Source organism: Nonomuraea sp. NPDC004702 (assembly GCF_053601695.1).
In genome coordinates this window covers 141211-164899 of record NZ_JBSGCE010000010.1, presented here as the reverse complement: position 1 = coordinate 164899, position 23689 = coordinate 141211, and the positions used below count along the sequence as shown (strand labels likewise).

The 23689-nt window shown below is 71.5% G+C and carries 21 protein-coding genes; 9 read left to right on the top strand and 12 right to left on the bottom strand.

What is annotated here, in order from left to right; genetic code table 11:
* Nucleotides 1-184 precede the first annotated feature (184 nt).
* The gene (locus ACWEJ6_RS15855) at nt 185-1177 is read right to left on the bottom strand and encodes a LacI family DNA-binding transcriptional regulator (protein ID WP_452424265.1); all 993 of its coding nucleotides are present in this window, start codon (nt 1175-1177) and stop codon (nt 185-187) included.
* A gap of 11 nt (nt 1178-1188) precedes the next feature.
* Here ACWEJ6_RS15855 and ACWEJ6_RS15850 point away from each other — a divergent pair, with 11 nt between their 5' ends.
* The 6 genes from ACWEJ6_RS15850 (at nt 1189) to ACWEJ6_RS15825 (ending at nt 7853) form a co-directional block, all read left to right on the top strand.
* Nucleotides 1189-2367, top strand: coding sequence for a trans-sulfuration enzyme family protein (locus ACWEJ6_RS15850; RefSeq protein WP_358285277.1), 1179 nt, complete (start codon nt 1189-1191; stop codon nt 2365-2367).
* A 165-nt stretch (nt 2368-2532) separates the two neighbouring features.
* The gene (locus tag ACWEJ6_RS15845) at nt 2533-2862 is read left to right on the top strand and encodes a DUF485 domain-containing protein (RefSeq protein WP_397163875.1); all 330 of its coding nucleotides are present in this window, start codon (nt 2533-2535) and stop codon (nt 2860-2862) included.
* 17 nt (nt 2863-2879) lie between these two features.
* Nucleotides 2880-4499: a solute symporter family protein gene (locus tag ACWEJ6_RS15840; protein WP_452424326.1), complete on the top strand. Its 1620-nt coding sequence runs from the start codon at nt 2880-2882 to the stop codon at nt 4497-4499.
* Nucleotides 4500-4727: 228 nt separating this feature from the next.
* On the top strand, nt 4728-6119 hold the full coding sequence (locus ACWEJ6_RS15835; RefSeq protein WP_452424262.1) for an ABC transporter substrate-binding protein: 1392 nt from the start codon (nt 4728-4730) through the stop codon (nt 6117-6119).
* 1 nt (nt 6120) lies between these two features.
* On the top strand, nt 6121-7032 hold the full coding sequence (locus ACWEJ6_RS15830; protein WP_452424260.1) for a carbohydrate ABC transporter permease: 912 nt from the start codon (nt 6121-6123) through the stop codon (nt 7030-7032).
* Nucleotides 7029-7853 (top strand): carbohydrate ABC transporter permease, encoded by an 825-nt coding sequence (locus tag ACWEJ6_RS15825; RefSeq protein WP_452424258.1) that lies wholly within the window; start codon nt 7029-7031, stop codon nt 7851-7853. Before ACWEJ6_RS15830 ends, ACWEJ6_RS15825 begins: the two co-directional genes overlap by 4 nt.
* A gap of 67 nt (nt 7854-7920) precedes the next feature.
* On the opposite strand, the gene ACWEJ6_RS15820 is transcribed toward ACWEJ6_RS15825, so the two are convergent.
* The 4 genes from ACWEJ6_RS15820 to ACWEJ6_RS15805 are packed head-to-tail and all read right to left on the bottom strand — an operon-like array spanning nt 7921 to nt 11668.
* Nucleotides 7921-8508: a GTP-binding protein gene (locus ACWEJ6_RS15820; protein WP_352324453.1), complete on the bottom strand. Its 588-nt coding sequence runs from the start codon at nt 8506-8508 to the stop codon at nt 7921-7923.
* A complete protein-coding gene (locus ACWEJ6_RS15815; protein WP_352356948.1) occupies nt 8489-8866 on the bottom strand; it encodes a DUF742 domain-containing protein in 378 nt (125 codons plus the stop codon). The genes ACWEJ6_RS15820 and ACWEJ6_RS15815 overlap by 20 nt, the downstream gene beginning before the upstream one ends.
* Nucleotides 8863-9282 carry a roadblock/LC7 domain-containing protein gene (locus ACWEJ6_RS15810; RefSeq protein WP_358285281.1) on the bottom strand — a complete coding sequence of 140 codons (420 nt, stop codon included), beginning with the start codon at nt 9280-9282 and terminating at the stop codon, nt 8863-8865. The genes ACWEJ6_RS15815 and ACWEJ6_RS15810 overlap by 4 nt, the downstream gene beginning before the upstream one ends.
* 34 nt (nt 9283-9316) lie before the next feature.
* A complete protein-coding gene (locus tag ACWEJ6_RS15805) occupies nt 9317-11668 on the bottom strand; it encodes a nitrate- and nitrite sensing domain-containing protein (RefSeq protein WP_452424255.1) in 2352 nt (783 codons plus the stop codon).
* A gap of 186 nt (nt 11669-11854) precedes the next feature.
* Here ACWEJ6_RS15805 and ACWEJ6_RS15800 point away from each other — a divergent pair, with 186 nt between their 5' ends.
* Entirely contained in the window at nt 11855-12874 is a 1020-nt protein-coding gene (locus ACWEJ6_RS15800; RefSeq protein WP_452424253.1) for a terpene synthase family protein, read from the top strand.
* Here ACWEJ6_RS15800 and ACWEJ6_RS15795 read toward each other — a convergent pair.
* Together ACWEJ6_RS15795 and ACWEJ6_RS15790 are read right to left on the bottom strand one after the other, a co-directional pair.
* Entirely contained in the window at nt 12871-14397 is a 1527-nt protein-coding gene (locus ACWEJ6_RS15795) for a prenyltransferase/squalene oxidase repeat-containing protein (RefSeq protein ID WP_452424251.1), read from the bottom strand. The genes ACWEJ6_RS15800 and ACWEJ6_RS15795 overlap by 4 nt on opposite strands.
* Nucleotides 14394-15764, bottom strand: coding sequence for a cytochrome P450 (locus ACWEJ6_RS15790; RefSeq protein ID WP_452424249.1), 1371 nt, complete (start codon nt 15762-15764; stop codon nt 14394-14396). The genes ACWEJ6_RS15795 and ACWEJ6_RS15790 overlap by 4 nt, the downstream gene beginning before the upstream one ends.
* Before the next feature lie 283 nt (nt 15765-16047).
* On the opposite strand from ACWEJ6_RS15790, the gene ACWEJ6_RS15785 reads away from it, so the two are divergent.
* Nucleotides 16048-17082, top strand: coding sequence for a polyprenyl synthetase family protein (locus tag ACWEJ6_RS15785; RefSeq protein WP_452424247.1), 1035 nt, complete (start codon nt 16048-16050; stop codon nt 17080-17082).
* A gap of 35 nt (nt 17083-17117) precedes the next feature.
* Here the strand turns inward: ACWEJ6_RS15785 and ACWEJ6_RS15780 are convergent, their stop codons facing one another.
* The 3 genes from ACWEJ6_RS15780 to ACWEJ6_RS15770 all read right to left on the bottom strand — a co-directional run bounded on the left by ACWEJ6_RS15780 (nt 17118) and on the right by ACWEJ6_RS15770 (nt 20202).
* Nucleotides 17118-18047, bottom strand: coding sequence for an aldo/keto reductase (locus ACWEJ6_RS15780; protein ID WP_452424245.1), 930 nt, complete (start codon nt 18045-18047; stop codon nt 17118-17120).
* A gap of 77 nt (nt 18048-18124) precedes the next feature.
* Nucleotides 18125-19630, bottom strand: coding sequence for an MFS transporter (locus ACWEJ6_RS15775; RefSeq protein ID WP_452424243.1), 1506 nt, complete (start codon nt 19628-19630; stop codon nt 18125-18127).
* Complete coding sequence (locus ACWEJ6_RS15770) at nt 19630-20202, bottom strand: TetR/AcrR family transcriptional regulator (RefSeq protein WP_452424241.1); 573 nt, start codon at nt 20200-20202, stop codon at nt 19630-19632. Before ACWEJ6_RS15770 ends, ACWEJ6_RS15775 begins: the two co-directional genes overlap by 1 nt.
* A 120-nt stretch (nt 20203-20322) precedes the next feature.
* On the opposite strand from ACWEJ6_RS15770, the gene ACWEJ6_RS15765 reads away from it, so the two are divergent.
* A complete protein-coding gene (locus ACWEJ6_RS15765) occupies nt 20323-20868 on the top strand; it encodes a TetR/AcrR family transcriptional regulator (RefSeq protein ID WP_397163891.1) in 546 nt (181 codons plus the stop codon).
* On the opposite strand, the gene ACWEJ6_RS15760 is transcribed toward ACWEJ6_RS15765, so the two are convergent.
* Both ACWEJ6_RS15760 and ACWEJ6_RS15755 read right to left on the bottom strand, forming a co-directional pair.
* Nucleotides 20806-22287, bottom strand: a complete 1482-nt coding sequence (locus ACWEJ6_RS15760; RefSeq protein WP_452424238.1) for a WS/DGAT/MGAT family O-acyltransferase — start codon at nt 22285-22287, stop codon at nt 20806-20808. The genes ACWEJ6_RS15765 and ACWEJ6_RS15760 overlap by 63 nt on opposite strands.
* Nucleotides 22288-22465: 178 nt before the next feature.
* Nucleotides 22466-23539: a sulfite oxidase gene (locus tag ACWEJ6_RS15755; RefSeq protein WP_358285304.1), complete on the bottom strand. Its 1074-nt coding sequence runs from the start codon at nt 23537-23539 to the stop codon at nt 22466-22468.
* Between the last annotated feature and the right edge of the window lie 150 nt (nt 23540-23689).

The window sequence follows — 23689 nt, the reverse complement described above, 5'->3', positions numbered from 1 at the left end:
GGAGATCTCCAGGCAGACCTCAGGGTTCGGACGGGCGGGCGCCGACGCGCCGGAGCCGAGCGCCTGCTCCTCGGGCGTACGGTCATCGCGGTACGGGCTGCTCTCGGCCATGACCTGCGATTACCCCTCCCGTATCCCATCAGGCTCCGACATAAGGGGACTTGGGGGAGGTTTGACCGGAAGGTCAGGCAGGCGGCAACTCCCCGGACCCCCGGACGACCAGCTCCACGGGAACGGTGATCCGCCGCGGCTCGCGGACGGGATCCAGCAGCAGCTCCACCGCGCCGCGCGCCAGCCGGCCGATGTCGTACCGCACCACCGTCACCCCCGGGCTGAACAGGCCGGCCAGCGCGAAGTCGTCGAACCCCACGTACGCCGGCCGCTCGGGACGCTCCCGCAACGCCTCCAGCACGCCGATCGCCGCCCGGTTGTTCGTCGCGAAGAACGCCGTCGGCGGGTCGGGCAGGTCGAGCAGCCGCCCCACCTCGTACGACACCCGCCCGGGATCGAACACCCCGCGCACCACCAGCGCCTCGTCGGCCGCCGCGCCCGCCTCGCGCAGCGCCGCCCGGTAGCCGCGGGCCCGGTCGTGCACCGAGCTCAGCCCGTCGTCGTCGGAGATCAGCGCGATGCGGCGGTGCCCGTGGGCGAGCAGGTGCGCGGTGGCCGTCCGGCCGCCGCGCTCGTCGTCGAGCCTGACCACGTCGGCCCGGTCGAGCCCGCGCGGCACGCGGTCGACGAAGACCGTGCGCGGGCCGACGTGCTCGGCCAGCCAGGAGTGGTCGGCCGGCGAGGGCACGACGATCAGCGCGTCCACGCTCCGCGCGTGCATCGACTCGATCAGCATGCGCTCCTTGTCCGGACGCTCCTCGTACGAACCGAACACCACCAGCGCCTCGTGCTCGGCCGCGGCCGCCTCAACCGCGGCGGCGAGGCGGGCGTAGAACTCGTTGGAGATGTTCTCCATCACCAGGCCGAGCGTGAGCATGGTCGCACCGCGGGCCAGCCGGGCGGCGGCCTCGTTGCGGCGGAAGCCGAGCGCGCTGATCGAGTCGTGCACCCGCTGCTGCAGCGAGGCCCGGACGTGCGGCTCCTGGTTGACCACGCGGGACACCGTCTTCAGGCTGACGCCCGCGTGCCGGGCGACGTCCGCCATGGTGGGCTTACGCGTTGTCATAGTCTGCCCCCATGGAGGATGAATGGATCTGCGGCCGGATGGGCGAGGACGAGCCGTGGACACTGGGCGCGGTGAACCCGCCGGTGTTCGAGAACTCGTTGTTCACCTTCGGGACGGCGGCCGAGCTGGGAGCCGCGATCCGGGACGAGGACGAGCGGTACGTCTACGGCCGCGGCACCAACCCGACCGTCGACGTGGCGCAGCGCAAGCTGGCCGCGCTGGAGCGCGGTGAGCGGGCCAAGTGCTTCGGCTCGGGGATGGGCGCCATCTCGGCGACGATCTCCTCGCTCGTCTCCGCCGGCGACCACGTGCTGGTGCTCGGCGCGGTGTACGGGCCGACCACGCAGTTCCTGCGCTACCTGGAGAAGTACGGCGTCACGCATACGCACGTCGACGACCTCGCGGGATGTGACAGCGCTATCAGGGCGAGTACCCGCCTACTCTACTTCGAGTCGCCCTCCTACATGGCGTACGCGATCGTGGACATCGCCGAGGTGGCGGCCTGGGCGCGCGGGCGCGGGCTCGTCACGGTCATGGACAACACCTGGTCCACGCCGCTGTTCCAGAAACCGCTGACGCTGGGCGTGGACCTGGTCGTGCATTCGCTCTCCAAGTACGTCGGCGGGCACAGCGACCTGGTCGGCGGCGTGGTGGTCGGGCCCGCCCGGCTGATCCGGCCGCTGGCGCTGACGGAGTACCAGCTCTACGGCGCGGCCATGTCGCCGCACGACGCGGCCAAGGTGATCAAGGGGCTGCGCACGCTGCCCGTGCGCATGGCCGCCCACCAGGAGCGAGGGCTCGCCGTGGCGGCGTTCCTGGAGGGGCATCCCGCCGTACGGGCGGTGAACCATCCGGGGTTGCCCTCGCATCCGGGCCATGCGACCGCGTTGCGGCAGATGTCCGGCTTCTCCAGCCTGTTCAGCATCGAACTCGCCACGGACGATCGCCAACAGGCCGCACTTTTCCTCGATAAATTGCGACATTTCAGGATCGGGGTGTCCTGGGGAGGCTTCGAGAGCCTTGTCAACGCCCCCGCCCTGACCGTCGAGGAGAGCGTACGGGCCACCATGGGCATCCCCGTCGGCCTGGCCCGCCTGTCGATCGGCCTGGAGCCCGCCGCGACCCTCGTCGAGGACCTGGATCAGGCGCTGAGCGCCCTGCCCGGCCCGCCGCGTCCGATATCGGGGTGAACGGAATACCCGACCGCTCATCGCGCCGAACAGACCTTTCACCGCAGGCCATCCCCAACTAATCGCGGTACGCGAGCGGCTCGCCGAACAGCACCCCCACGGCTCTCCACGACGGGTAGGTTGCGCTCTTACGTTGAGCGTGATCCGCATCACAGTGGAGGTCTCGTGACGACCAGAGAACATGACGCGTCCGTCTATGAACAGGTTCAGGAGAGCAGTGAGTTCCAGGAGTTGAAGCGGCGTTTCCGCCGCTGGACCTTCCCCATGACGGTGGCCTTCCTGGTGTGGTACCTGCTGTACGTGGTGCTGTCCGGCTGGGCCCGCGGCTTCATGGGCATCAAGTTGTTCGGCGACGTCAACGTCGGGCTGATCTTCGGGTTGCTGCAGTTCGTCTCGACGTTCCTCATCGCGTGGGCGTACGCGCGGCACGCCGAGAGGAAGCTCGACCCGATCGCCGACAAGCTCCGTCACGAGGTCGAGGAGAAGACGCAGTGAGTTCCACGACCCTGGGGATGATCCTCTTCCTCACCTTCGTCGCCGGCACCCTGGCCATCACGTTCTGGGCCAGCCGCCAGACCAAGACGGCCGCCGACTACTACGCGGGCGGCCGGTCCTTCAGCGGCGTCCAGAACGGCCTGGCGATCGGCGGCGACTACATGTCGGCCGCCTCCTTCCTCGGCATCGCCGGCATCATCGCCGTCTCCGGCTACGACGGGTTCCTGTACTCCATCGGGTTCCTGGTCGCCTGGCTGGTGGCGTTGCTGCTGGTGGCCGAGCTGATGCGGAACTCCGGCAAGTTCACCATGGCCGACGTGCTGGCGTTCCGGATGAGCCCGCGCCCGGTGCGCACGGCGGCGGGCGTGTCCACGATCGTGGTCAGCATCTTCTACCTGCTGGCCCAGATGGTCGGCGCGGGCGCGCTGGTCGGCCTGCTGCTCGGCATCACCAGCGAGGCCGGCAAGGTCTGGACGATCATCGGCGTCGGCGCGCTGATGATCGTCTACGTGGTGTTCGGCGGCATGAAGGGCACCACCTGGGTCCAGATCGTCAAGGCCGTGCTGCTGATGACCGGCGCCGCGCTGGTGACGCTGCTGGTGCTGGGCAAGTTCGGCTTCAACCTGTCGTCCCTGCTCGGCCAGGCCGCCGCCACCAGCGGCCCGAAGGCCAACCCCGGCAACTTCCTCATCCCGGGCCTGAAGTACGGCACCGACGCCCAGGGGCTCGCGGGCAAGATCGACCTGATCAGCCTCGGCCTCGCGCTGGTGCTCGGCACGGCAGGCCTGCCGCACATCCTCATCCGCTTCTACACCGTCCCCACCGCCAAGGACGCCCGCAAGTCGGTCCTGTGGGGCATCGGCATCATCGGCGTGTTCTACCTGCTGACCCTGGTGCTCGGCTTCGGCGCGGCGGCCATCGTCGGCAAGACCGACATCCTCAAGGCCGACAAGGCGGCCAACACCGCCGCCCCGCTGCTCGCCGAGCGGATCGGCGCGCAGATCTTCGGCGACGTCGGCGGCACGATCCTGCTCGCGCTCATCGGCGCCGTCGCCTTCGCCACGATCCTGGCCGTCGTCGCCGGCCTGACCCTGGCCTCCTCCTCCAGCTTCGCCCACGACCTGTACGCGCACGTCTTCAAGCGCGGCGGCGCCAGCGAGCGGCAGGAGGTCGTGGTGGCCCGCGTCTCGGCGCTGGTCATCGGCGCCATCGCGATCGGCCTCGGCATCCTCGCCCAGGGCCAGAACGTGGCGTTCCTGGTCGCCCTGGCCTTCGCCATCGCGGCCTCGGGCAACCTGCCGGCGATCCTCTACAGCCTGTTCTGGAAGAGGTTCAACACGGCGGGCGCGGTCGCGGCCATCTACGGCGGACTCGGCTCGGCGCTGATCCTGGTGATCTTCTCGCCGGTGGTCTCGGCCCCGCCGCCGCCCGCGGGCGCCGCGGTGACCGCGCTGATCCACGGCGTGGACTTCCACTGGTTCCCGCTGAGCAACCCGGGCATCGTCTCCATCCCGCTCGGCTTCCTGTTCGGCTGGCTGGGCACGGTCCTCAGCAAGGAGTACAACGCCGCCAAGTACGCCGAGATCGAGGTGCGCTCGCTGACCGGCGTGGGCGCCGAGAAGGCCACCGAGCACTGACCTCGCTCTCCCTGCGCGTGACGGGGCCCGGCCTGCCACAGGCCGGGCCCCGTTTACGTGTGCCCGGCAGGGGAAGCGGTCCCGGGCTCTGCGGTCACCCCTGACCGGCAGGGAGAACCCAGTGACATGAGTGGTCGACGCGATCTCGGCGACATCGGTACGTTCTCGGGCAGACGAACGTTGCCACACCGCCCCGCGCCGCCTTGACAGTGTGGAGGGCGAAACCCCATGAGATCCCCCATCGTCCGCTGGTCGGCGCTCACCGTCTCCCTGGCCCTGGCCCTCGCCGGGTGCGCCAAGGGGACCGGCGGAGGCACGGCGGCCGCCCGGCAGGAGAGCCGGTACGACCCGGCCGCCACGTTCACGGGCACCCTGACGGTCATGGGTTTCGGCGCCGGCGACGAGATCGGCGCCACCCGCCTGGACAAGGCAAGGGCCGCGCTCGGCGGGGCGGACGTCAAGCTCGTCGAGGGCGACCTCGACGTCCAGCAGTTCCTGTCCTCGGTGGCGGCCGGCGACCCGCCCGACCTCGTCTACGCCAACCGCGACCAGATCGGCACCTTCGCCTCCCGAGGCGCGATCGTCCCGCTCACCGCCTGCGTCAAGGGCGAGGGGATCGACACCTCGATGTACGACAAGAACGCCCTGGCCCAGGTGACGTTCGGCGGCGAGGTCTGGGCCGTCCCGGAGTTCAACCAGGTCCAGATCGTCATGGCCGACGCCGGCCTGCTCAAGGAGGCCGGGCTGACCGTCGCCGACGTCAACGGCTCCGACTGGGAGAAGATCACCGCGGCGGCGAAGAAGCTGGTCAAGGCGCCGGGCGGCAAGCTCCGGGTGATCGGCTTCGACAGCAAGCTGCCCGAGTTCCTGCCCTTGTGGGCCAAGGCCAACGGCGCCGACCTGCTGTCACCCGACGGCCGCACCGCGCGGCTCAACAGCCCGCAGGTGGTCAAGGCGCTGGAGTTCGCCGTCGGGATCTACGACGTCCAGGGCGGCTTCGCCAAGGTCAAGGCGGTGCGCGACGCGGCCGACTTCTTCGGCGAGGGCAACCAGTTCGCCGAGCACGAGCTCGGGGCGATGCCCATGGAGCAGTGGTACGTCAACGTGCTCAACGACGTCTCGCCCAAGGCGCCGCTGGCCTTCGACGCCTTCCGCACCCCGCGGGGCGAGCCGCTGGCCTACTCGTCCGGATCGGCCTGGGCCATCCCCAAGGGGGCCGGGAACGCCGCGGCCGCCTGCCGCTTCGCCAAGACGATGACCCTCGTGGACACCTGGACGGCCGCCGCCCGGGCCCGGCTGGATAAGCGCAAGGGCGAGGGCAAGCCGTTCACCGGCGTGCTGACCGGCAACGTGCGGGCCGACAAGGAGATCCGGAAGATGGTCACCTCGGGCGGCGAGCCCTGGGACTCGGGCGTCAAGGCCTTCTACGAGGCCAACGAGCACACCTTCAGCCTGCCGGCCAACCCGGCCGACAAGGAGTTCAAGGACGCCTGGCAGGGCGCGGTGAACCGGGTGCTCAACGGCCAGGACCAGCCCCGGCAGGCGCTCGACGAGGCCCAGCGGGACGCCCAGGCCGCCCTCGACAAGGCGTGGGCCGGGTGGACGAAGCGCAGCAACTGAGATGGCCCGCACCCGCACCACGCGCTTCGTCGAGACCCGGGCGGCGCTGCTGTTCATCAGCCCGTGGCTGGTCGGCTTCCTGATCTTCACCGCCTGGCCGATCATCAACAGCGCCTACCTGTCGCTGACCGACTACGACGTCATCAACGACCCGAACTTCGTCGGCCTGGACAACTACCGGCAGCTCTTCGCCGACCCGAAGGTCGGCCTGGCGCTGTGGAACACCTTCGTCTACACCGCGCTGTCCGTGCCCGCCCACATCGTCGTCTCGCTCGGGCTCGCCCTGCTGCTCAACACGGCGGCGCGGGCCACCGGCTTCTTCCGCACCGCCTACTTCCTGCCCAAGATGACGCCGCCGGTGGCGGTCGGCATCCTGCTGCTGATGTTGTTCAACGGCCAGAACGGGCTGATCAACGGCGCGCTCGGCCTGCTGGGGATCGACGGCCCCGCCTGGACCACCGATCCCGCCTGGGTGAAGCCGGGCCTGGTGCTGATGCACCTGTGGACCGTCGGCTCGTCGGTGATCATCCTGCTCGCCGCCCTGCGCGGCGTCCCCCAGGAGCTGCACGACTCCGCGCGGGTGGACGGCGCCGGCTGGTGGCGCCGCACGCTGCGCATCACCGTGCCGCTGATCAGCCCGACGCTGTTCTTCCTGTTCATCGTGAACACCATCAACGCCCTGCAGTCCTTCACCGAGGCGTACACGGCCTTCTTCGGCTCGGGCAACACGACCTACAGCAACGACGCCGCCCTGTTCTACGTGATCTACCTGTTCCAGCAGGCCTTCGAGTTCCTGCACATGGGGTACGCCTCGGCGCTGGCCTGGCTGCTGTTCATCGTGATCATGCTGATCACCGCCGTACAGATCCTGGTGACCAGGCGGTACGTGTACTACGAAGGGGGACAGCCGTGAGCCGCCTGCGGCGCGTCGCCGCGTTCACGGCGCTGACCGCGTTCGCCTGCGTGTTCGTCTACCCGTTCGTGTGGCTGCTGAGCGCCTCGTTCAAGCCGCGCGGCGAGGTGTTCGACAACCGGCTGCTGCCCGAGACGTTCACCTTCGACAACTACATCAAGGTCTGGCAGGAGGCGCCGCTCGCGCTCTGGATGGCCAACACGCTGCTGGTCACCGTGCTGGCGGCGGTCGCGGTCACGCTCAGCAGCGCCATGGTGGCCTGGGGGTTCGCCTACTTCCGCTTCCCCGGCAGGGGGCCGCTGTTCGGGCTCGTGCTGGCCACGATGATGCTGCCCGGCGCGGTCACCATGATCCCGGTGTTCCTCATCTGGAACTCCCTGGGCATGGTGGGCACCCTCACGCCCCTGTGGGCCCAGAACCTGTTCGGCAGCGCCTTCTACATCTTCCTGCTGCGGCAGTTCTTCCTCACGCTGCCGCGCGAGCCGTTCGAGGCGGCCAAGATCGACGGGGCGGACAACTGGAAGATCTTCTCCAGGATCGCGCTGCCGCTGTGCCGGCCCGCCGTCGTGGTGACGCTGCTGTTCGAGTTCCAGATGGCCTGGACGGACCTGATGCGGCCGCTGATCTACCTGCGCGACTCCGGCACGTTCACCGTCCCGCGCGGCCTGAAGGCCCTGCTCGACCAGTACGGGTTCGGCGGCGAGTGGCACTGGGAGATCGTCATGACCGCCGGCGTGCTCACCACGATCCCCATGATCGTGCTGTTCTTCCTCGGCCAGAAGCACTTCGTCAAGGGCATCGCCACCTCCGGCGGCAGATGAGAGGCCGGGGCTCAAGGGCAGGCTTCCGGGCCGGCTCGGTGCGAGACCGGCCCGGAAACCGGGCCGGTCAGCTTCCGACCGGCTCCGCGCGCAGCCGCGCCGAGTGCTTGACCAGCGTGATCAGCACCTCGCGGCTGGAGTCCCGCTTCCGCGCGTCGCACATCACGATCGGGATCGACGGGTTGAGCTGCAGCGCCAGCCGCACCTCGTCCAGCTCGAACGTCGGCGACCCCTCGAAGCAGTTCACCGCCACCACGAACGGCGTCCCGCGCCGCTCGAAGTAGTCGACCGAGGGGAAGCAGTCGGCCAGGCGGCGGGTGTCGGCCAGGATGACGGCCCCCAGGGAGCCCTCGGCCAGCTCGTCCCACACGAACCAGAAACGTTCCTGGCCGGGGGTGCCGAACAGGTACAGGACGTAGTCGGTGCCCAGGGTGATGCGCCCGAAGTCCATGGCCACCGTGGTGGTGCGCTTGGCCTCCACGGAGGTCAGGTCGTCGACGCCCACGCTGCGGTCGGTCAGCACCTCCTCGGTGCGCAACGGCCGGGTCTCGGACACGGCTCCGACCATCGTCGTCTTGCCCGCCCCGAACCCTCCGGCGATCAGGATCTTGATCGCCGTCGGGAGGCGCGGGCGCTCAGAGCGAGCGAAGACCATCGAGCACCGCCCTGTACATCTTCATGTCATGCATGTCCACCTCGGATTGCGGTTCCTGGGCAGAGACGAGTTCGCGGTCGAACAGGTCGCCGAGCAGCACGCGGATCGTGCCGGCCGGCAGGTTGAGGTGCGCGGCTATCTCGGCGACGGACTTGGGTTCACGGCAGAGCTGGAGAATGCGCAGGTGTTCGGGGTCCAGCCCGGCGTCGGGGCCCGGCGGCGGACCCACCGCCAGCGCCATGGAGATGAGGTCGAACTTGCCGTGCGCGGGCTGGGTCCGCCCGCGCGTGACGACGTAGGGCCGGATGATCTCCGGATCTATCCAGTGTTCGTCCGTGGACTCCTCCGTGGTGCTCACCGGTCGCTCCTGGCGACGGCCTCGGCGTTGCGCGCGCCGGAGGTGAGGTACTGGCCGACCCGCGCCACCAGCATCGCCATCTCGTACGCCACCAGCCCGATGTCGGCGTTCTGGGCGCACAGGACGGCCAGGCAGGCGCGTTCGCCCGCGGTCGTCACGATCAGGAACTGCGACTTCCACTCCACGACCGTCTGCCGCACCGCGCCGCCGGCGATGTGGTCCGCGACGCCCTTGGCCAGGCTCTGCAGGCCGGAGGCGACGGCCGACAGGTGCTCCCCGTCGGTGCGCTGCAGACCGGCGGACGAGGCCATGAGCAGGCCGTCGGAGGACAGCACGATGGCGTGCTCGGCCTCCTTGATCCGGCCGATCAGGTCGTCGAGCAGCCAGTTGAGGTCGGTGCCCGCGGTGGGCGTCATGTCGGGCCTCCCGTCGGGAGCCGGGCCGCGGCGGTCATGCCTCGCCTCCCGGCTGCTCTTCCATCAGCCTGGCCGCCTCGTTGCGGCCAAGACGGGTGCCTGACTGCAGGGATCCCATCATGGCGCGGATCTCCTCGGGCGAGCGCTCGTCATCGTCCTCCTCGAAGTCGGGCTGCGTCGGCGTGTCGTCCCGCAGCGCTGGCGCCAGGTTGGCCTGAGGGACTCGGAACGGCAGGCCGGACGGCGTGAACTCGGTCACAGGCTGCTGCTCCGGTTCCGCGGGCGGTTCTGGTTCAGGTGAAGGCGAGGGTGCTGGTGCCGGGAAGGGGGTGGCCACCGCGTGGAGCGGGGCGGGGGTGGGGGCGGGTGCGGACATGGGGGCGGGACGCGGCGGGGTCAGGGTGCGCACGTTCTCGGCGGGCCGCGCGACCGTCGCCAGCGTGGTCCCGGTGCTCGTCCGGCGCGGCAGGCTCGGCCGGGTGTCGCCCTCGGGGTGCCGCGGCGCCGGGTCGAGCTCGACGAGCTCCTGCGGCAGCAGCACCACGACCGTGGTCCCCCCGTACGGGGAGGGCTTGAGCACGACCTGGATGTCGTGCCGCCGGGCGAGCTGGCTGACCACGTAGAGCCCCAGCCGGGCGGTCCCGGAGATGCGGAACTCCGGCGGGTCGGCGATGCGCTCGTTGGCCGCGTCGAGGTCCTCGGGCTTCATGCCGAGCCCGCGATCCTCGATCTCGATGACGTACCCGTTGGCCACGAGCTGCCCGCTGACCTGCACGTTCGTGTACGGCGGCGAGAACGACACGGCGTTCTCGATCAGCTCGGCCAGCAGGTGGATGACGTCACCGACGGCCCGGCCGACGAGCACGACCTCGCCCATCGGCATGAGCGTGACGCGGGTGTAGTCCTCGACCTCGGCCAGCGCGCCGCGCACCACGTCCACCATGGGGACGGCCCGCCGCCACGTACGGGCGGGCGACGAACCGGACAGGACGATCAGGTTCTCGGCGTTGCGCCGCATCCGGATGGCCAGGTGGTCCAGGCGGAAGAGCTCCTTCAGCTCCTCGGGGTCGGTCTCCCTGCGCTCCATCACGTCCAGGACGGTCAGCTGCCGGTGCACCAGGCCCTGGGTGCGGCGGGCGAGGCTGAGCAGGATGTCGCGGATGCTGCGGCGCAGCTCGGCCTGCTCGGCCGCGACGCTGACGGCGGTGTGCTGCATGGTGTTGAACGCCTGGCCCACCTGGCCGATCTCGTCGTCGCCGAACTCCAGCGCGGGCGCCTCCTTGGCGACGTCCACCTCCTCGCCGTGGCCGATGCGCTCGACGATGCCGGGCAGGCGCTCGTCGGACAGCTCGTGCGCGGCGTCGCGCAGCTTCTGCAACTGGGCGAACAGGGCGCGGGCGGTGGTGATGGACAGGATGATCGAGGCGACGACGGCCACCAGCCCGAGACCGGCGGCCAGCACCAGCCGGACGATGACCCCGGCCGCGACGGGCACGACCCGGTCCACCAGGCGGTCGCCGGCGGCGAGCACCAGGGTGCTGAAGTCGGCCAGCGCCCGGTCGGCCGTGGTCTTCCACTGCGCCGCGCCGAACGGCAGCGCTCCGGCCTGCGGGCCCCGGTCGGCGATCAGGTTCTCCATGATCTGGAGCCTGCTCAGCGACTCGCCCTTCATCAGCTTGTCGAAGGCGGCCTGCTCGGAGTCGGGCAGCTCGTCCCCGGCCTGCTCGGCCAGGACGCGCCAGGCGCCGACCGTTCGGGTGAACTGCGCCTGCTCCTCGGCCGTGATCCGGCCCTGGACGAGCGCGCCGGCGAGCAGGGCGTCCTCACGCGCGAGCACCTCGCGGGACCTGTTCAGGGCCAGCAACGTGCGGATGTCCTTGGCGACGGTCTTGTCGTCGACGGTCGCCAGCGAGCCGTAGAGGGTGAAGACGGAGTCGATCAGCTCGCTGTAGGCGGCGGTGGCCTGGAGCTTGTCCAGCCGGCCCGCGTCGATGGCCTTGCGGGTCTCCTTGAGCGTGCCGAGGCCCGCGAGCACCTCCTGCAGCCGCGCGTTGCCCTCGTCGTCGACGGCCCAGCTCACCAGGCCGCCGCCGGCCGCCTCGCGGAAGGCCGCGAGCAGGCCGTCGGTCTGCCTGCGCTGCTGCTCCAGGTCGCGGCGCGGGCCGCCCGACAGGTCGCTGAGCTTGACGACGGAGATCCGGCGCTCCCGCTGGAGCTCGATGAGCAAGGGCTCGCTGGGGCCCACTACGCTGGAGTCGACCTGGGAGACCCAGAGCAGGTTGACACCCTCGCGCAGGGTGACCCACGCAGCGAACGCCCACAGTGCCGTGAGGGAGAGCAGTAGAGCAGTGACTTTGGTCCGCAGGCTCGTATTGCGGAAGCCCATTATACCCACCCTGTGAAAGTCATTTCGCTTGCTCATCCGGACACGTCATGGCATATCGACCCTGTCGATCACGAAACTTTAGCGCAGTTTCAAACCGTCCCTCAAGCAACACTAGGCACTATCTGTACTTATATCCCATTTTTGACTCTGGTCGTCAAAAACGGGCAAAATGGGTACCCTCTATTGATGTCTGACTCCGCTTCCCCCGCTTACTTCGGCATCAGAAATACCCTGCTCAAGCAGTCCGACCAGCTCGCCGGCGTGCCCGAACCCGACCGGGCCGCGGTCCTCGGCAACGCCTTGGAGGCCGTCCCGGTGGCGGCGGGATTCCTGCGGCCCTACTCCGCGTTGTTCGCCGGCGGCGACAGCTCCGCGAGCAGGCTGGCCTTCAGTTGCCTGTCCGCCGCAGCCACGTTTCCGCAAGCGGGGCGTGACGAAGTCGCCGAACTCGGCACACTCACCGCGATCCTTTTCGGTCTGGACGACATAGCCGACAACATCGCCGGCTCCTGGACCCCGGACGACATCGTGCGGATCTTCGGCCTGCTGTCCGCCGTCCTGCGCGGGCAGGCGGCCGAGCCCGGCGAGGGGCCGGTGGGCGAGGCCCTGAGCGCCTGGCGGGACTGGTGGACGCGGATCGGCGCCCACCCCGGCATGGCGGCGTACGCGCCCGTCCTGGCCGAGCAGCTCGACCTGGCGGGCGCGGCCATGGCGCGCGAGCGGGTGTGGGCCGAAGGCCGCGAACCGTGGCCGGACTACGCGACGTACGTCGACAACGGCACCCAGACGATCCTGTACAGGACGTGGTGGGTGGCCGGCCTCGGCGTCCGCGGCCCCGAGCCCGCGCACGACCGGCACTGGCGGGCCGTCCTGCCCGCCACTCACCTCGGCGCGACCTGCATGCGGCTGGCCAACGACATCAGGACGTTCGAACGGGAGCGCGGCGAGGGCAAGCCGAACTCCGTCCTCATCCTGGAGCGCGCCGGCACGGACACCGAAGCCGCGGTCGCCCGCGTCGCCGCCCACATCGCCGAGCTCAACGCGCGCTTCCTGGACGCGCTCGCCGAGCTGCCCCCCGAGCTGGCGGGGATCGCTGAGGGGCAGCGTAGGAGCGTGTCCTTCAACGGCGCCTGGTACCTGGCCAGGGACACGCACGCCTACACGGTCCGCGAGCTGACGGGGGACGCCGGGGCGCACGGCGGCTAGGCGGAACGCGCGAGGTGGGCCGCGGCGAGCTCGGCCGACCTCACCACCGCGACCGGCACGTACAGGTCCTTGTCATGCCAGAGGGGTACGTGCCGCTCGCCTGCCGCGCGCGTCAGATACGCCAGCCCCCGTTCCACGGCCGCCCGCCGCCGGGGCTCGGCGCGGCCCGGCGTCAGCAGCAGGGTCTGCATCGCGTACGACGTCTCCTCCCGGGTGCCCGTCCAGCGGCCCCACGAGCCGTCGGGACGCTGCGTGTCCAGGACCCGGCGGGCGGCCGCCGCCACCGCCCCCGCCGACTCCGGGCCGCCGAAGTCGCCCAGCGCGAGCGCGCAGCTCACGGTCGCGTAGTACGGCGAGGCGTGCCACCTGTCGGTCCAGAACCCGTCCGGGTCCTGCCGGTCGCGCAGCCAGGCGGACAGGCCGGCGATCGCCTCGCCGTAGCGCGGCGCGGCGTCGGGGCGGCGGGCGGCGTACTGGCCGAAGGCGTCCAGCACGTGCGCGTTCACGCTGATCGACACGCCCTGCTCGCCGGGCCAGGTGGCGAAGTGGGCGCCGTCGTGGAAGTGCCACAGGCAGTCCGGCTCGTACGGCGAGCCCAGCAGCGCCAGCGCGTACAACGCGACGGAGGTGGTGTCGGCGTCGGCCGGCAGACCCGGCCCGGCCGGGGTGCCCTCGGGCCTGATCGCCGCCCGCAGGTCGGCGATCATCTCCGGCGGCACCTCGACCGGCACCCCCGCGCGGACCAGCCAGCTCAGCACCCAGCCGCGCTCGAACACGGTGATCGGCAGCCCGACCGGGACCGGGCCGCCGTGGATGCGCACGACGGCCTCCAGATGGTCCAGGACCGGGCCCGCGACCCGGCCGCCCAGCCAGGCGGCGGCCGCGGCGGGCGAGGCGCCGACCGTGCCGATGGCCGACGGACGCGCCCCGGCCGCCCCCCGGGCGGCCTCTCCCGCGATCTCCAGGGCGTGCAGCAGCTTGTCCGGGACGTCCTGCCCGGAGGCGACCAGCGACCTGACCGCGTCCAGGCTCCGGTAGCCCATCCCTGCGGGGAGGGGCAGCGGCGGGTGCCCGTCGTAGCCGTTGATTAGGGACACCAGCGAGGGGACGATGTGCTCGATGGCCGGCATGTCGGGCAGGCTGAGCGCCCCGGACGACGAGCCGGACAGCAGGATCGAGAGGGCGTCCCGGCCGCGTCCCGCCGCCAGGGCGGCCGCGTCGTGGTCCACGTCGGGGTCGCCCCGGTGCGCCGCGGCCAGCAGCGCCTCGGTCGCGCTCAGCGTCGGCACGAGCCCGTAGCCGTCGGGGGCGCCCCAGGAGCCGTCCTGGTGCTGGGCCGCGAGGAGGTGGTCGAGCCGCTCCCGGTGCCCGATCAGCCAGGGGGCGAGGGAAACCAGCCGGCCCGTCTCGTAGACCGACGTGGAGACCTGTCCCCATGGGCGGAGCATGAGGCTGGAGATCAGTTCGCCCGCGCGCGCGGTGATGTCCGCCGCCGCGCCGGCGGCGATGCTCGTCGGGGTCACGCGCGTGCGGTCCGCTCGATCGGGTGCAGCCTCAGCATCAGCTTCTCCTTGGGCCGGGTCGAGGCGCCGGGCAGGGCCGTCAGCGGCTGGGGGTTGGTCAGCTCCGGCCGGTACCGGCTCAGCAGGTTGGCGACGACGAGCGGGGCCTCGACGTAGAACAGGTGCTGGCCGAGGCAGATGTGCGGGCCCGCGCCGAAGGGGATGAAGGCGTAGCGGTGCCGCCGCTCGCCCTTGCCGTCGGCCCAGCGGTCCGGGTCGAACTCCAGCGGCCGGTCCCAGAACTCCGGCAGCCGGTGGGTGCTGAACGGGCTGATCAGCACGTGCGTGCCCGCCTTGATCCGGACGCCGCCGACCTCGGTGTCGGCCACCGTCTGGCGGGGCACGATCCACGCGGTCGGGTAGATGCGCAGCAGCTCCTGCAGGACCATGCGCAGGTAGGGTAGCTTGGCGACCTGGGCCGGGCGTACCGGGCCGGCCACGTCGAGGCGGGCGATCTCCGCGCGCAGCCGGGCCGCCACCTCGGGGTGCTCGTGCAGGAGGCCCCAGAGCCAGGTCAGCGACATCGCCGTGGTCTCGGTGGCCGTGCCGTAGACGCTCACCAGGTCGTGCCGCACCTGGTGGACGTCGACCGCGCCGTCCGGGCCGCGCCTGCCCCTGACCAGGGCGGCGAGCACGTCGGTGGCCCCGTCGTCCGGGGTCTCGGCGACGGCCTGCTCGATCAGCGGGTAGACGATCTCGTCGATCTTCTTCTTGGCCCTGAGGAACGCGCGGTCCCCGGGCAGCCGCACGGAGTCCGGCACGAACGGCAGGAGCAGCCGGAAGGCGATGGACGTGGCGCAGGTGGCGAACTCGGGGGCCAGCACTGCGGCCGCCTCCCGCGAGATCCGGCCGCCGAACAGGACCTGGGCGACGGCCTGGTTGATGATCGTGGTCATCTCGCGCCCGGCGTCCACTGGCCGGCCGGTGCGGGCGTGGTCGTCGAAGGCGCGCAGGTAGTCGTCGATGAGCTCGGTCATGTTCTCGGCCAGCGAGGCCGTGTGCTTCACGGTGAACAGCGGCTGGAGGATCTTCCTGGTGGTCGACCACGTGTCGCCCTCGCTGAGGATGCCGTGGCCGGTCACCCGGCGCACGGCCTGCCAGAGCGTGCCCTCGCGGACGAAGCTCGCCGCGTCGGTCTTGAGGATCTGCTGCACGTGGTCGGGATGCGAGATCAGGTACGGGCGGAACGGGCCCAGATCGAGCCGGACTATCTGCCCGTCCGCCTCAGTCCCCATTTTCGCCAGTTCGCTGACCGGGTCCTTGACTAGGCGGGGAACCGCTCGGTAAAGGGGAAGAGTTCTGGGGTTGCTCGCGGGGGGTGGCGGCATTGGGGGGAGCCCCGATCCTGAGGATGACGCTGAAGGCAAGGGTAGCTATTCGCCATATGTTACTTTTGGTATAATTATGGCATGATCATCCGCCCGTGATCAAGGTTGGGACGCGATGATGCGGTTGTGCTTCTTGTAGGCTCATGCGAGCCGCGTCGTGGGGCGCGCGGCCGGGGCCGTACACTTCACTGGCGGCCTGCCCCTCGTCCGACCTGGACGCTTGTCCGCAGGATGGTGCGGTCTTCCGTGCAGGTTCAAGATCGTAATTGGGGGTGGAGCGGTGATGGGCCTGGGCCGGCCGGCGGCACGACGCGACGACGACGACGACGTGATTGCGCGCTGCCGTTCCGTGCTCGAACCCGCTCTCCGCGAGGCCGTCGCCGAGCTGCACCCGTGGGGCGCCAGGATAGCCTCCTTCGCCCTCGGCTGGCCCGACGGCGACGGCGCCAACCCGGTCAAACCCACTGGTAACGGAGGCAAGATCCTCCGGCCCGCCATCGCCATGCTCAGCGCCGAGGCCGTCGGCGGCACCGCCGAGCAGGCGCTGCCCGTCGCGGTCGCGGTCGAGCTCGTGCACGCCTTCTCGCTCGTACACGACGACATCATCGACCGCGACGAACGGCGCAGGCACCGGGACGCGCTCTGGAAGGCGTACGGCGTCGGCCCGGCTGTGCTGGCCGGGGACTCCCTGCTGGCGCTGGCCGTCAGCCGCCTGAGCGGCCGGGGCGAAGCGATGCGCCACCTGTCGGCGGCCCTCACGGAGCTAGTGCGGGGGCAGACGGCCGACATGACGTTCGAGACCCGCCCGTGGACCGGTCCAGAGGAGGTCACGGTGGCGGAGTACACGCGGATGGCCTCGGGCAAGACGGGCAGCCTGTTGGCCGCCGCCGCGGCGGTGGGCACGGCACTCGGCGGCGCGCCCGCACTCTCCGACCGCATGTGGGAGATGGGTCTCGACCTCGGGATCGCCTTCCAGATCGCCGACGACGTCCTCGGCATCTGGGGAGATCCGCAGGTGACCGGCAAGCCCGTGCACAGCGACCTGCGGCGCGACAAGAAGACCCTGCCCGTGCTGGCCGCGCTCGCGGCCGGCGGGCCCGCCGCCGAGGAGCTGGCGCAGGTCCTGGCGAAGGGCGCAGGAGATGAGGAGACCGCGCGGCGGGCCGCCCACCTGGTCGAGGAGGCGGGCGGCCGGGCCCTGGCCGAGGAGGTGGCCGACCGTCACCTGTCGGCGGCGCTGGCCGTCATGGACGAGCACCTGCCCCGCGCCGCCGCTCTGCGCGCCCTGTGCGTCTCGGTCACCAACCGCAGCCACTGACCCGGCGTACGCCCGGCGGGTCCTCCAGCGGGCTGTCAGGGGCGGGAGGCCTCGTCGAGGAGGGCCAGCTCCTCCTCGCTCAGCTCCAGCTCCGCCGCCGCCAGCAGCGGCCTGAGCTGGCGGGGGTCGCGCGCGCTGGCGATCGGCGCGGTGACCGTGGGCTGGGCGGCCAGCCAGGCCAGCGCCACGGAGGCGGGCTCGGCGCCGCGCTCGGCCGCCACCTTCAGCAGCCCTTCGAGCGCCCTGCGCCCGTGCTCGGTCTCCAGGTACTCGGCCGCCTTCCCGGCCCGCGGGCTGTCGACCGTGACGCCCGGCTGGTACTTACCGGTCAGGAACCCGCGGGCCAGCCCGAAGTACGGCGTGCTCGACAGGCCGGCCGAGGCCACCACGTCCCGCAGCTCGCCCTCGTACCCCCGGTCGACCAGGTTGTACGGCTGCTGGAGCGCGACGTACGCGGCCAGCCCCTCGTCCCGGGAGATCCGCAGGGCCTCGGCCAGCCGGGCCGGCCCGTAGTTGGACGCGCCGATCTGGCGCACCTTGCCCTCCTTGACCAGGGCGTCGAAGGCGGCCAGCGACTCCACCAGGGGCGTGTCGCGGTCGTCCACGTGCGCCCAGTACAGGTCGATGTAGTCGGTGCGCAGGCGGCGCAGCGAGTCCTCGACGGCCGTCCGGATGGTGGCCGGGGCCAGCCCTTCGAGCCCCTCCAGCATGCCGACCTTGGTGGCCACGACCACCGAGTCCCGGTTGCCGCGGTCGGCCATCCACTCGCCGATGATCAGCTCGGACGTGGACTCGCCGGTCACCCAGTGGGGGTAGACGTCGGCCGTGTCGATGAAGTTGCCGCCGCCCTCGACGTAGGCGTCGAGGATCGCGAACGAGGTCTCCTTGTCCGCGGTCCAGCCGAAGACGTTGGTGCCGAGCGATATCGGGAAAACGGACAGGTCCGTCGTGCCTATTGATCTCATACGGCCATTATCCGTGCCCCCCGCGAACAGGCACGGACGGCGCCCCGGTCACGTCCGTGCTGGTGGAAGACGTGCGGTCAGTGCTCCACGGAGGCCAGGTCGAGGGCGCGCGGGGTGAGCAGCCAGACCGCCAGCGCGCCGGCCAGCATCAGCGCCGCCCCCGCCCCCGAGGTCAGCGCCAGCGAGTCGGTGAAGGCGGCCCTGGCCGTCTCCACCAGCCGCGCCCCCTGCGCCCCGAGCTCGGCGGCCACGTCGAGCGCGCCGCCCAGCGACTCGCGCGCCGCGCCCGCGCCGGGGCCCGCGTAGTCCAGCGCGTTGCGGTAGACCGCGGCGGCCACGCTGCCCAGCACCGCCACGCCGAGCGCCGCGCCCACCTCGTAGCTGGTCTCCTCGATGGCCGCCGCGCTGCCCGACTTCTCCGGCGGCGAACCGGCCATGATCACCGCCGAGGCGATGGCCAGCGCGCCGTTGCCCGCGCCGATCAGCGCCAGCGCGACGGCGACCGGCCAGTAGCCCAGCGGCTCCGGCGCCAGGCACACCAGCAGGAACCCCAGCCCGGTCACCGCGAGCCCGCCCGCCAGCACCACCCGGGCGCCGACGCGTTCGGCCAGGACCGGCGCGAGCGGCGAGGCGATCAGCGCGGCCAGCGCGGCCGGCAGCAGCCGCACCCCCGTCTCCAGCGGCGCGTACCCCTGGACGAGCTGCATCCACTGCGCGAGCAGCAGCAGCACGGCGGCCATCGCGATCGACGTGGTCAGCGCCGTCACCACGCCCGCCGAGAACGGCGCGCTGCGGAACAGCCTGATCTCCAGCAGCGGATCGGGCCGGCGCGCGCACCGCACCACGAACCAGCCCAGCGCGACCGCCGCGACGAGCGTGGCGGCCAGGGCGGCGGGCGAGGTCAGGCCGTCCTTGCCGAACGTCTTGACCGCGTACAGCAGCGCGGCCATGCCCGCCATCGACAGGACGGTGGCCGGCGCGTCCCACCGGCCCGGCCTGGGGTTGCGCGTCTCGGGCAGCAGGAGCAGCCCGGCGACGACGGCCGCCGCCATGACGGGCACGTTCACCAGGAACGCCGACTGCCAGGAGAAGTGCTCCAGCAGGAACCCGCCCAGGATCGGGCCGAGCGCCGCGCCCATCGCCGCCATCGCCGACCAGACGCCGAGCGCCCTGGCCCGCTCGCCCGGATCGGTGAACAGGTTACGGATCATCGACAACGTGGACGGCATGATCATCGCGCCGCCCACGCCGAGCAGCGCCCGTACGGCGATCACCTCGGCGGCCGAGTCGGCCAGCAGCACCGCCGTCGAGGCCACCCCGAACACGGTGAACCCGGCCAGCAGCATGCGCTTGCGCCCCCACCGGTCGCCGAGCGCGCTCGCCGTGACCAGCAGCCCGGACAGCACCAGCGAGTACGCGTCGACCATCCACAGCAGCTCGACCGAGGTCGGCCGCAGGTCCTCGGTGATCGCGGGCAGGGCGACGTTCAGCACGGTCATGTCCATGACCACGAGCAGCACGCTGGCCGACAGCACGGCCAGGCCCGCCCACCGCCGGCGCGCCGACAGGCCGGTGACCGTCATCACGACCACCCCCCGGCGCCCGCGCCGGTCAGGAACGTCTCCCGCAGCAGCCTGGCGACGTCCCGGCGGGCGACGTCGCCGCGCCGCAGGCTCTCCCGGACGGCCACGAGCAGGCCGTAGACCGTGTTGCTGATCCAGCGGGGCGGCAGGTCGGCGCGCAGCAGGCCGGCCCGCTGGGCGGCGGCGAAGAGCGCGATCTCGCGCTCCTCCAGCTCCTCGGCGCGGCGCAGCAGCTCCGGGTGCACGGCCATCGCGTAGTCGGTGAGGCCGAATCCGTACTCGTCGGCCACCTCGATCCACCCCTCCAGCAGGGCCTCCAGGGCCTCGCGGAGCACGCCCGGGTCGTCGGAGGCGGCGGCGGCCGGCACGTCCGCGCGCACCTGGAGGTCGTGCCACCGGTCGTGCGCGCGGTGGCCGAGCGCCGTCATCAGCTCCTCCCGGCTGCTGAACTGCCGGTGGAGCGTGGCCCTGCTGATCCCCACCGCTTCGGCGAGCTGGGCCATCGAGGCGGCCGGATGCTCGTTGAGGTGCTGGATCGCCGCGGTCATGATCTGCTCCCGGCTCACCACCATGAGACAACTCCGTCAAATATGAGACATTTACGTCTCAATCCTACACGGGGGACGGAGGGCAGCAGGCTCTCGCCCCGGCGGGATGGCGATGAAGCCGCAGGTGGCGTTAAGGTGCGAGCTGTGTCGATCGGTGACGCGCGCACGCGCATCCTGGACGCGGCCGAGGAACTGTTCGCGGGCAGCGGCTACGAAGCCACTCCGACCGCGGTGATCGCCAGGCTCGCGAGAGTCCCCAAAGGGCTGATCTTCCACTACTTCCCGCGGAAGATCGACGTGCTCGTCGCCCTCGTCGACGAGCGCACGCTGGTCGAGGAGGGCCGGGAGGTCGACGCCGTGCCCGGCGACCCGGCCGGCACGCTGGCCCGGCTGGCGCGCGGGCTGCCGCTGCGGGCCTCACCGGCGATGCGGCGCATCCTGTTCCGCGAGGCCGACACGCACGGCTCGGTCAAGGAGCGGCTCGGCCGGCTCAACGGCGAGCTGATCAGCAGGGCCAGGTTCGCCCTGGAGCTGGCGCTGCCCGGCACGCGCGGCGACGCGGCCCGCCTGGAGGTGGCCGCGGCGACGTTCGCCGCCGTGCTGCTCTACCAGGAGAACCTCTGCCAGCTAACCGGTCACCAGATCGACCCCGACGCCGTCGCCGAACTCATCGCCCACGCCCTCGGCTAGCAGCTCGTCGAGGGCGTCGCGCAGGTGGCCGAGCAGGCCCCACACGTCGTCCACGCGCTCGGGGCAGGCCACGATGCCGAAGTCGAGCATGCCGTCGTAGGAGAAGCAGGTGATGTTCACGCCGCCGGACAGGTCGGTCAGCACCGACAGCGGGTAGTAGGCCAGCACCCGGCCGCCGCACATGTAGAGCGGGAACTGCGGGCCCGGCACGTTGCTGATGATCAGGTTGATCGGCGGGAACGCCGTCCCGGCCAGCCGGAAGATCGCCGGGGTGGCCAGGCTGGTGACCGGCGCGGGCAGCAGCGAGCACAGCTCGCCCAGCCAGCTCGCCGGCGCGACGGCGAAGCGCCGCTTGGCCCTGCTCATGGTCTCGCCGACCGCCCGCAGCCGTTCCCCGGCGTCGGGGACGTTCGTCGGCATCGGCGCCACCATGGCCGAGATCTGGTTCCCGACCACGTCCGCGGCCCCGCCCGTACGCACCGACACCGGCACGGCCACCACCAGCGGCTCGGCGGGCAGCGCGTCCCGTTCGTCCAGCCACGACCGCAGCGCCGAGGCGCACAGCGCCATCACCACGTCGTTGACGCTGATGCCGTTGGCCTTGGCGACCTTCTTGACCTCCTTCAGCGGCACCGACCCGAACGACAGCTCCCGCCGCGCGCTGATCGGCCCGTTGAACGGCGTGCGCGGCGCGGTCAGCCCCGGCAGTTCGGGGCGCTGCTTCTGGTCGCCGGTCACCAGCCGGGCGGCCCTGGCGATCGCCTGCGCGCCGGGCAGCGCGCCGGCCAGCGGGATCGCGTCGAGGTCGCCCGCGGCCCTGACCACCGAGCGGGCGGCGCGCACCGGATGGGTGAGCGAGCGCACGGCGGCCCCGGCCAGCATCTCCACCAGGCCCGGCGGGTCCTGCCGCGGCGGCGCCGGGCGCGGCCCGCGCTCCCGCACGCCCTCCGGGGTCAGGTCGAGCAGCGTCGCCAGGGTCTCCGCGCCCGACACGCCGTCGATGGCCGCGTGGTGCACCTTCGTGTAGACCGCGACCCGGCCGCCCGCCAGCCCCTTGATCAGGTGCATCTCCCACAGCGGACGCGACCGGTCGAGCCTGCGCTCGTGGATCGCGGCCACCGCCCCGGCCAGCGCGGCGTCGTCGCCGGGCGCCGGCAGCGTCGTCTCGAACAGGTGGTTGGCCAGGTCGAAGTCCGGGTCGGCGCACCAGTAGGGACGGTCGAGCCCGAACGGCACCTCGACCAGGCGCAGGCTGAGCGCGGGGGAGAGGTGGACGCGGTCCAGCAGCAGCTCGGCCAGCGCGTCCCGGTCCACCGCGCCGCCGGCCGGGTCGAGGACCGCCAGCCCGGCGACGTGCGCCGCGGTGGTCTCGGACTCGACATGGAGGAACTGGGCGTCCAACGGGGTCAGCTGGCGCATCTGCTCTCCCTTCTTCGTTGCGTTCTTCGACGTCTGCTTCGACGGGTGCTTCGTCTTGTGCGAAAGCCTCGCACGGTGTCATTTCCGTAACGTTTCCGCGAGAGTCTTTCAGATGAAATGCACACCTCCGAACCACTTTCTGATGAACGGCCAGCTCAGCCGCGTTCGTGACACTTATCTATCCGTTGACCACCTGCACCGGATGCCGCACGACCGCGTCGAAGGAGTAGCCGAAGGGGTGCTTGGGCGTGCGCAGCGGCTGGGTGGCGCCGGTCTCGTCGGTGGCCCTGGCCATCAGCACGGCGGGCCCGGTGTGCTTCGGCGCCCACTGGACGTGCCACGGCAACCACGCCCCGACCAGGTGCGGGCCGTGGTGCTCGGCCGGGTGCCAGGACTGCCCGCCGTCGAAGCTGACCTCGACCGCGACGATCCGCCCGCGCCCCGACCATGACCGGCCGCGCAGCACGTGCGGCCCCGGACGGCCGCGCCAGGCGTGCGGGCCGCGGATCGGCAGCCGGGCGTCCCAGGGCAGCTCGAAGGCGCTCTTCACGGGCTGCGCCGCGACGTCCCGGTAGAAGACGGTGTTCCACGGCGTGAACAGCTTGCTGGTCGAGACCTCGATGTCCCCCAGCCACTTGATGGAGGCGATCCCCACCCACCCCGGCACCACCAGCCGCACCGGGAACCCGTGGTCGGGCGGCAGCGGCCGGCCGTTCATCTCGTACGCCACGAGCACGTCGCGCACCGCCTTGGCGACGGGCAGCGGGCGGCGGACGTGGCCGTGGTCCTCGAAGGGCGCGTCGAGGCCGGTGGGCAGCACGTCCACGGCCTCGGGACGCAGGCCGGCCTCGGCGAGCAGGTCGCGCAGCGGCACGCCGCGCCACCTCGCCACGCCGACGGCCCCGAGACCCCACTGCGTGCCGGGCGCTGGGTCGCCCTGCTGGGTGCCGTAGAACGCGCGGCCGTTGCCGGCGCACTCGATGGCCACGTCGTGGGTGCGCGAGGGCATCGACAGCAGCTCGTCGTAGGTGAAGGCGCGCGGCCCGCGCAGGCCGGCGCCGTGCAGGTGGAGCTGCCACCCGGCGGCGTCGATCAGCGGGGTGGAGGTGTGGTTCCGGACGAAGAAGCGGTCGTTCGGCGTGTGGTAGCCGACCCCGGACATCGCCTCCCACCGCATCTCCGCGTTCCCGTCGTGGACCCGGAACAGGTGGTCGGGCAGCGGTTTGACGATCGTCGCCGCGACTTGCTTCATGGGAGCCACCTCTCGCAAGACGTATTTCCTACCTGGAAACCATTTAATCTCCTCGCGCTGTCTCCGCGTGCGCGTGCTTGCCGAATGCTGTCCCGATCCTGGGACCGTTCCAGCCGTACGAAGACCTACCCAGCGGCACGGGTGCGGCAA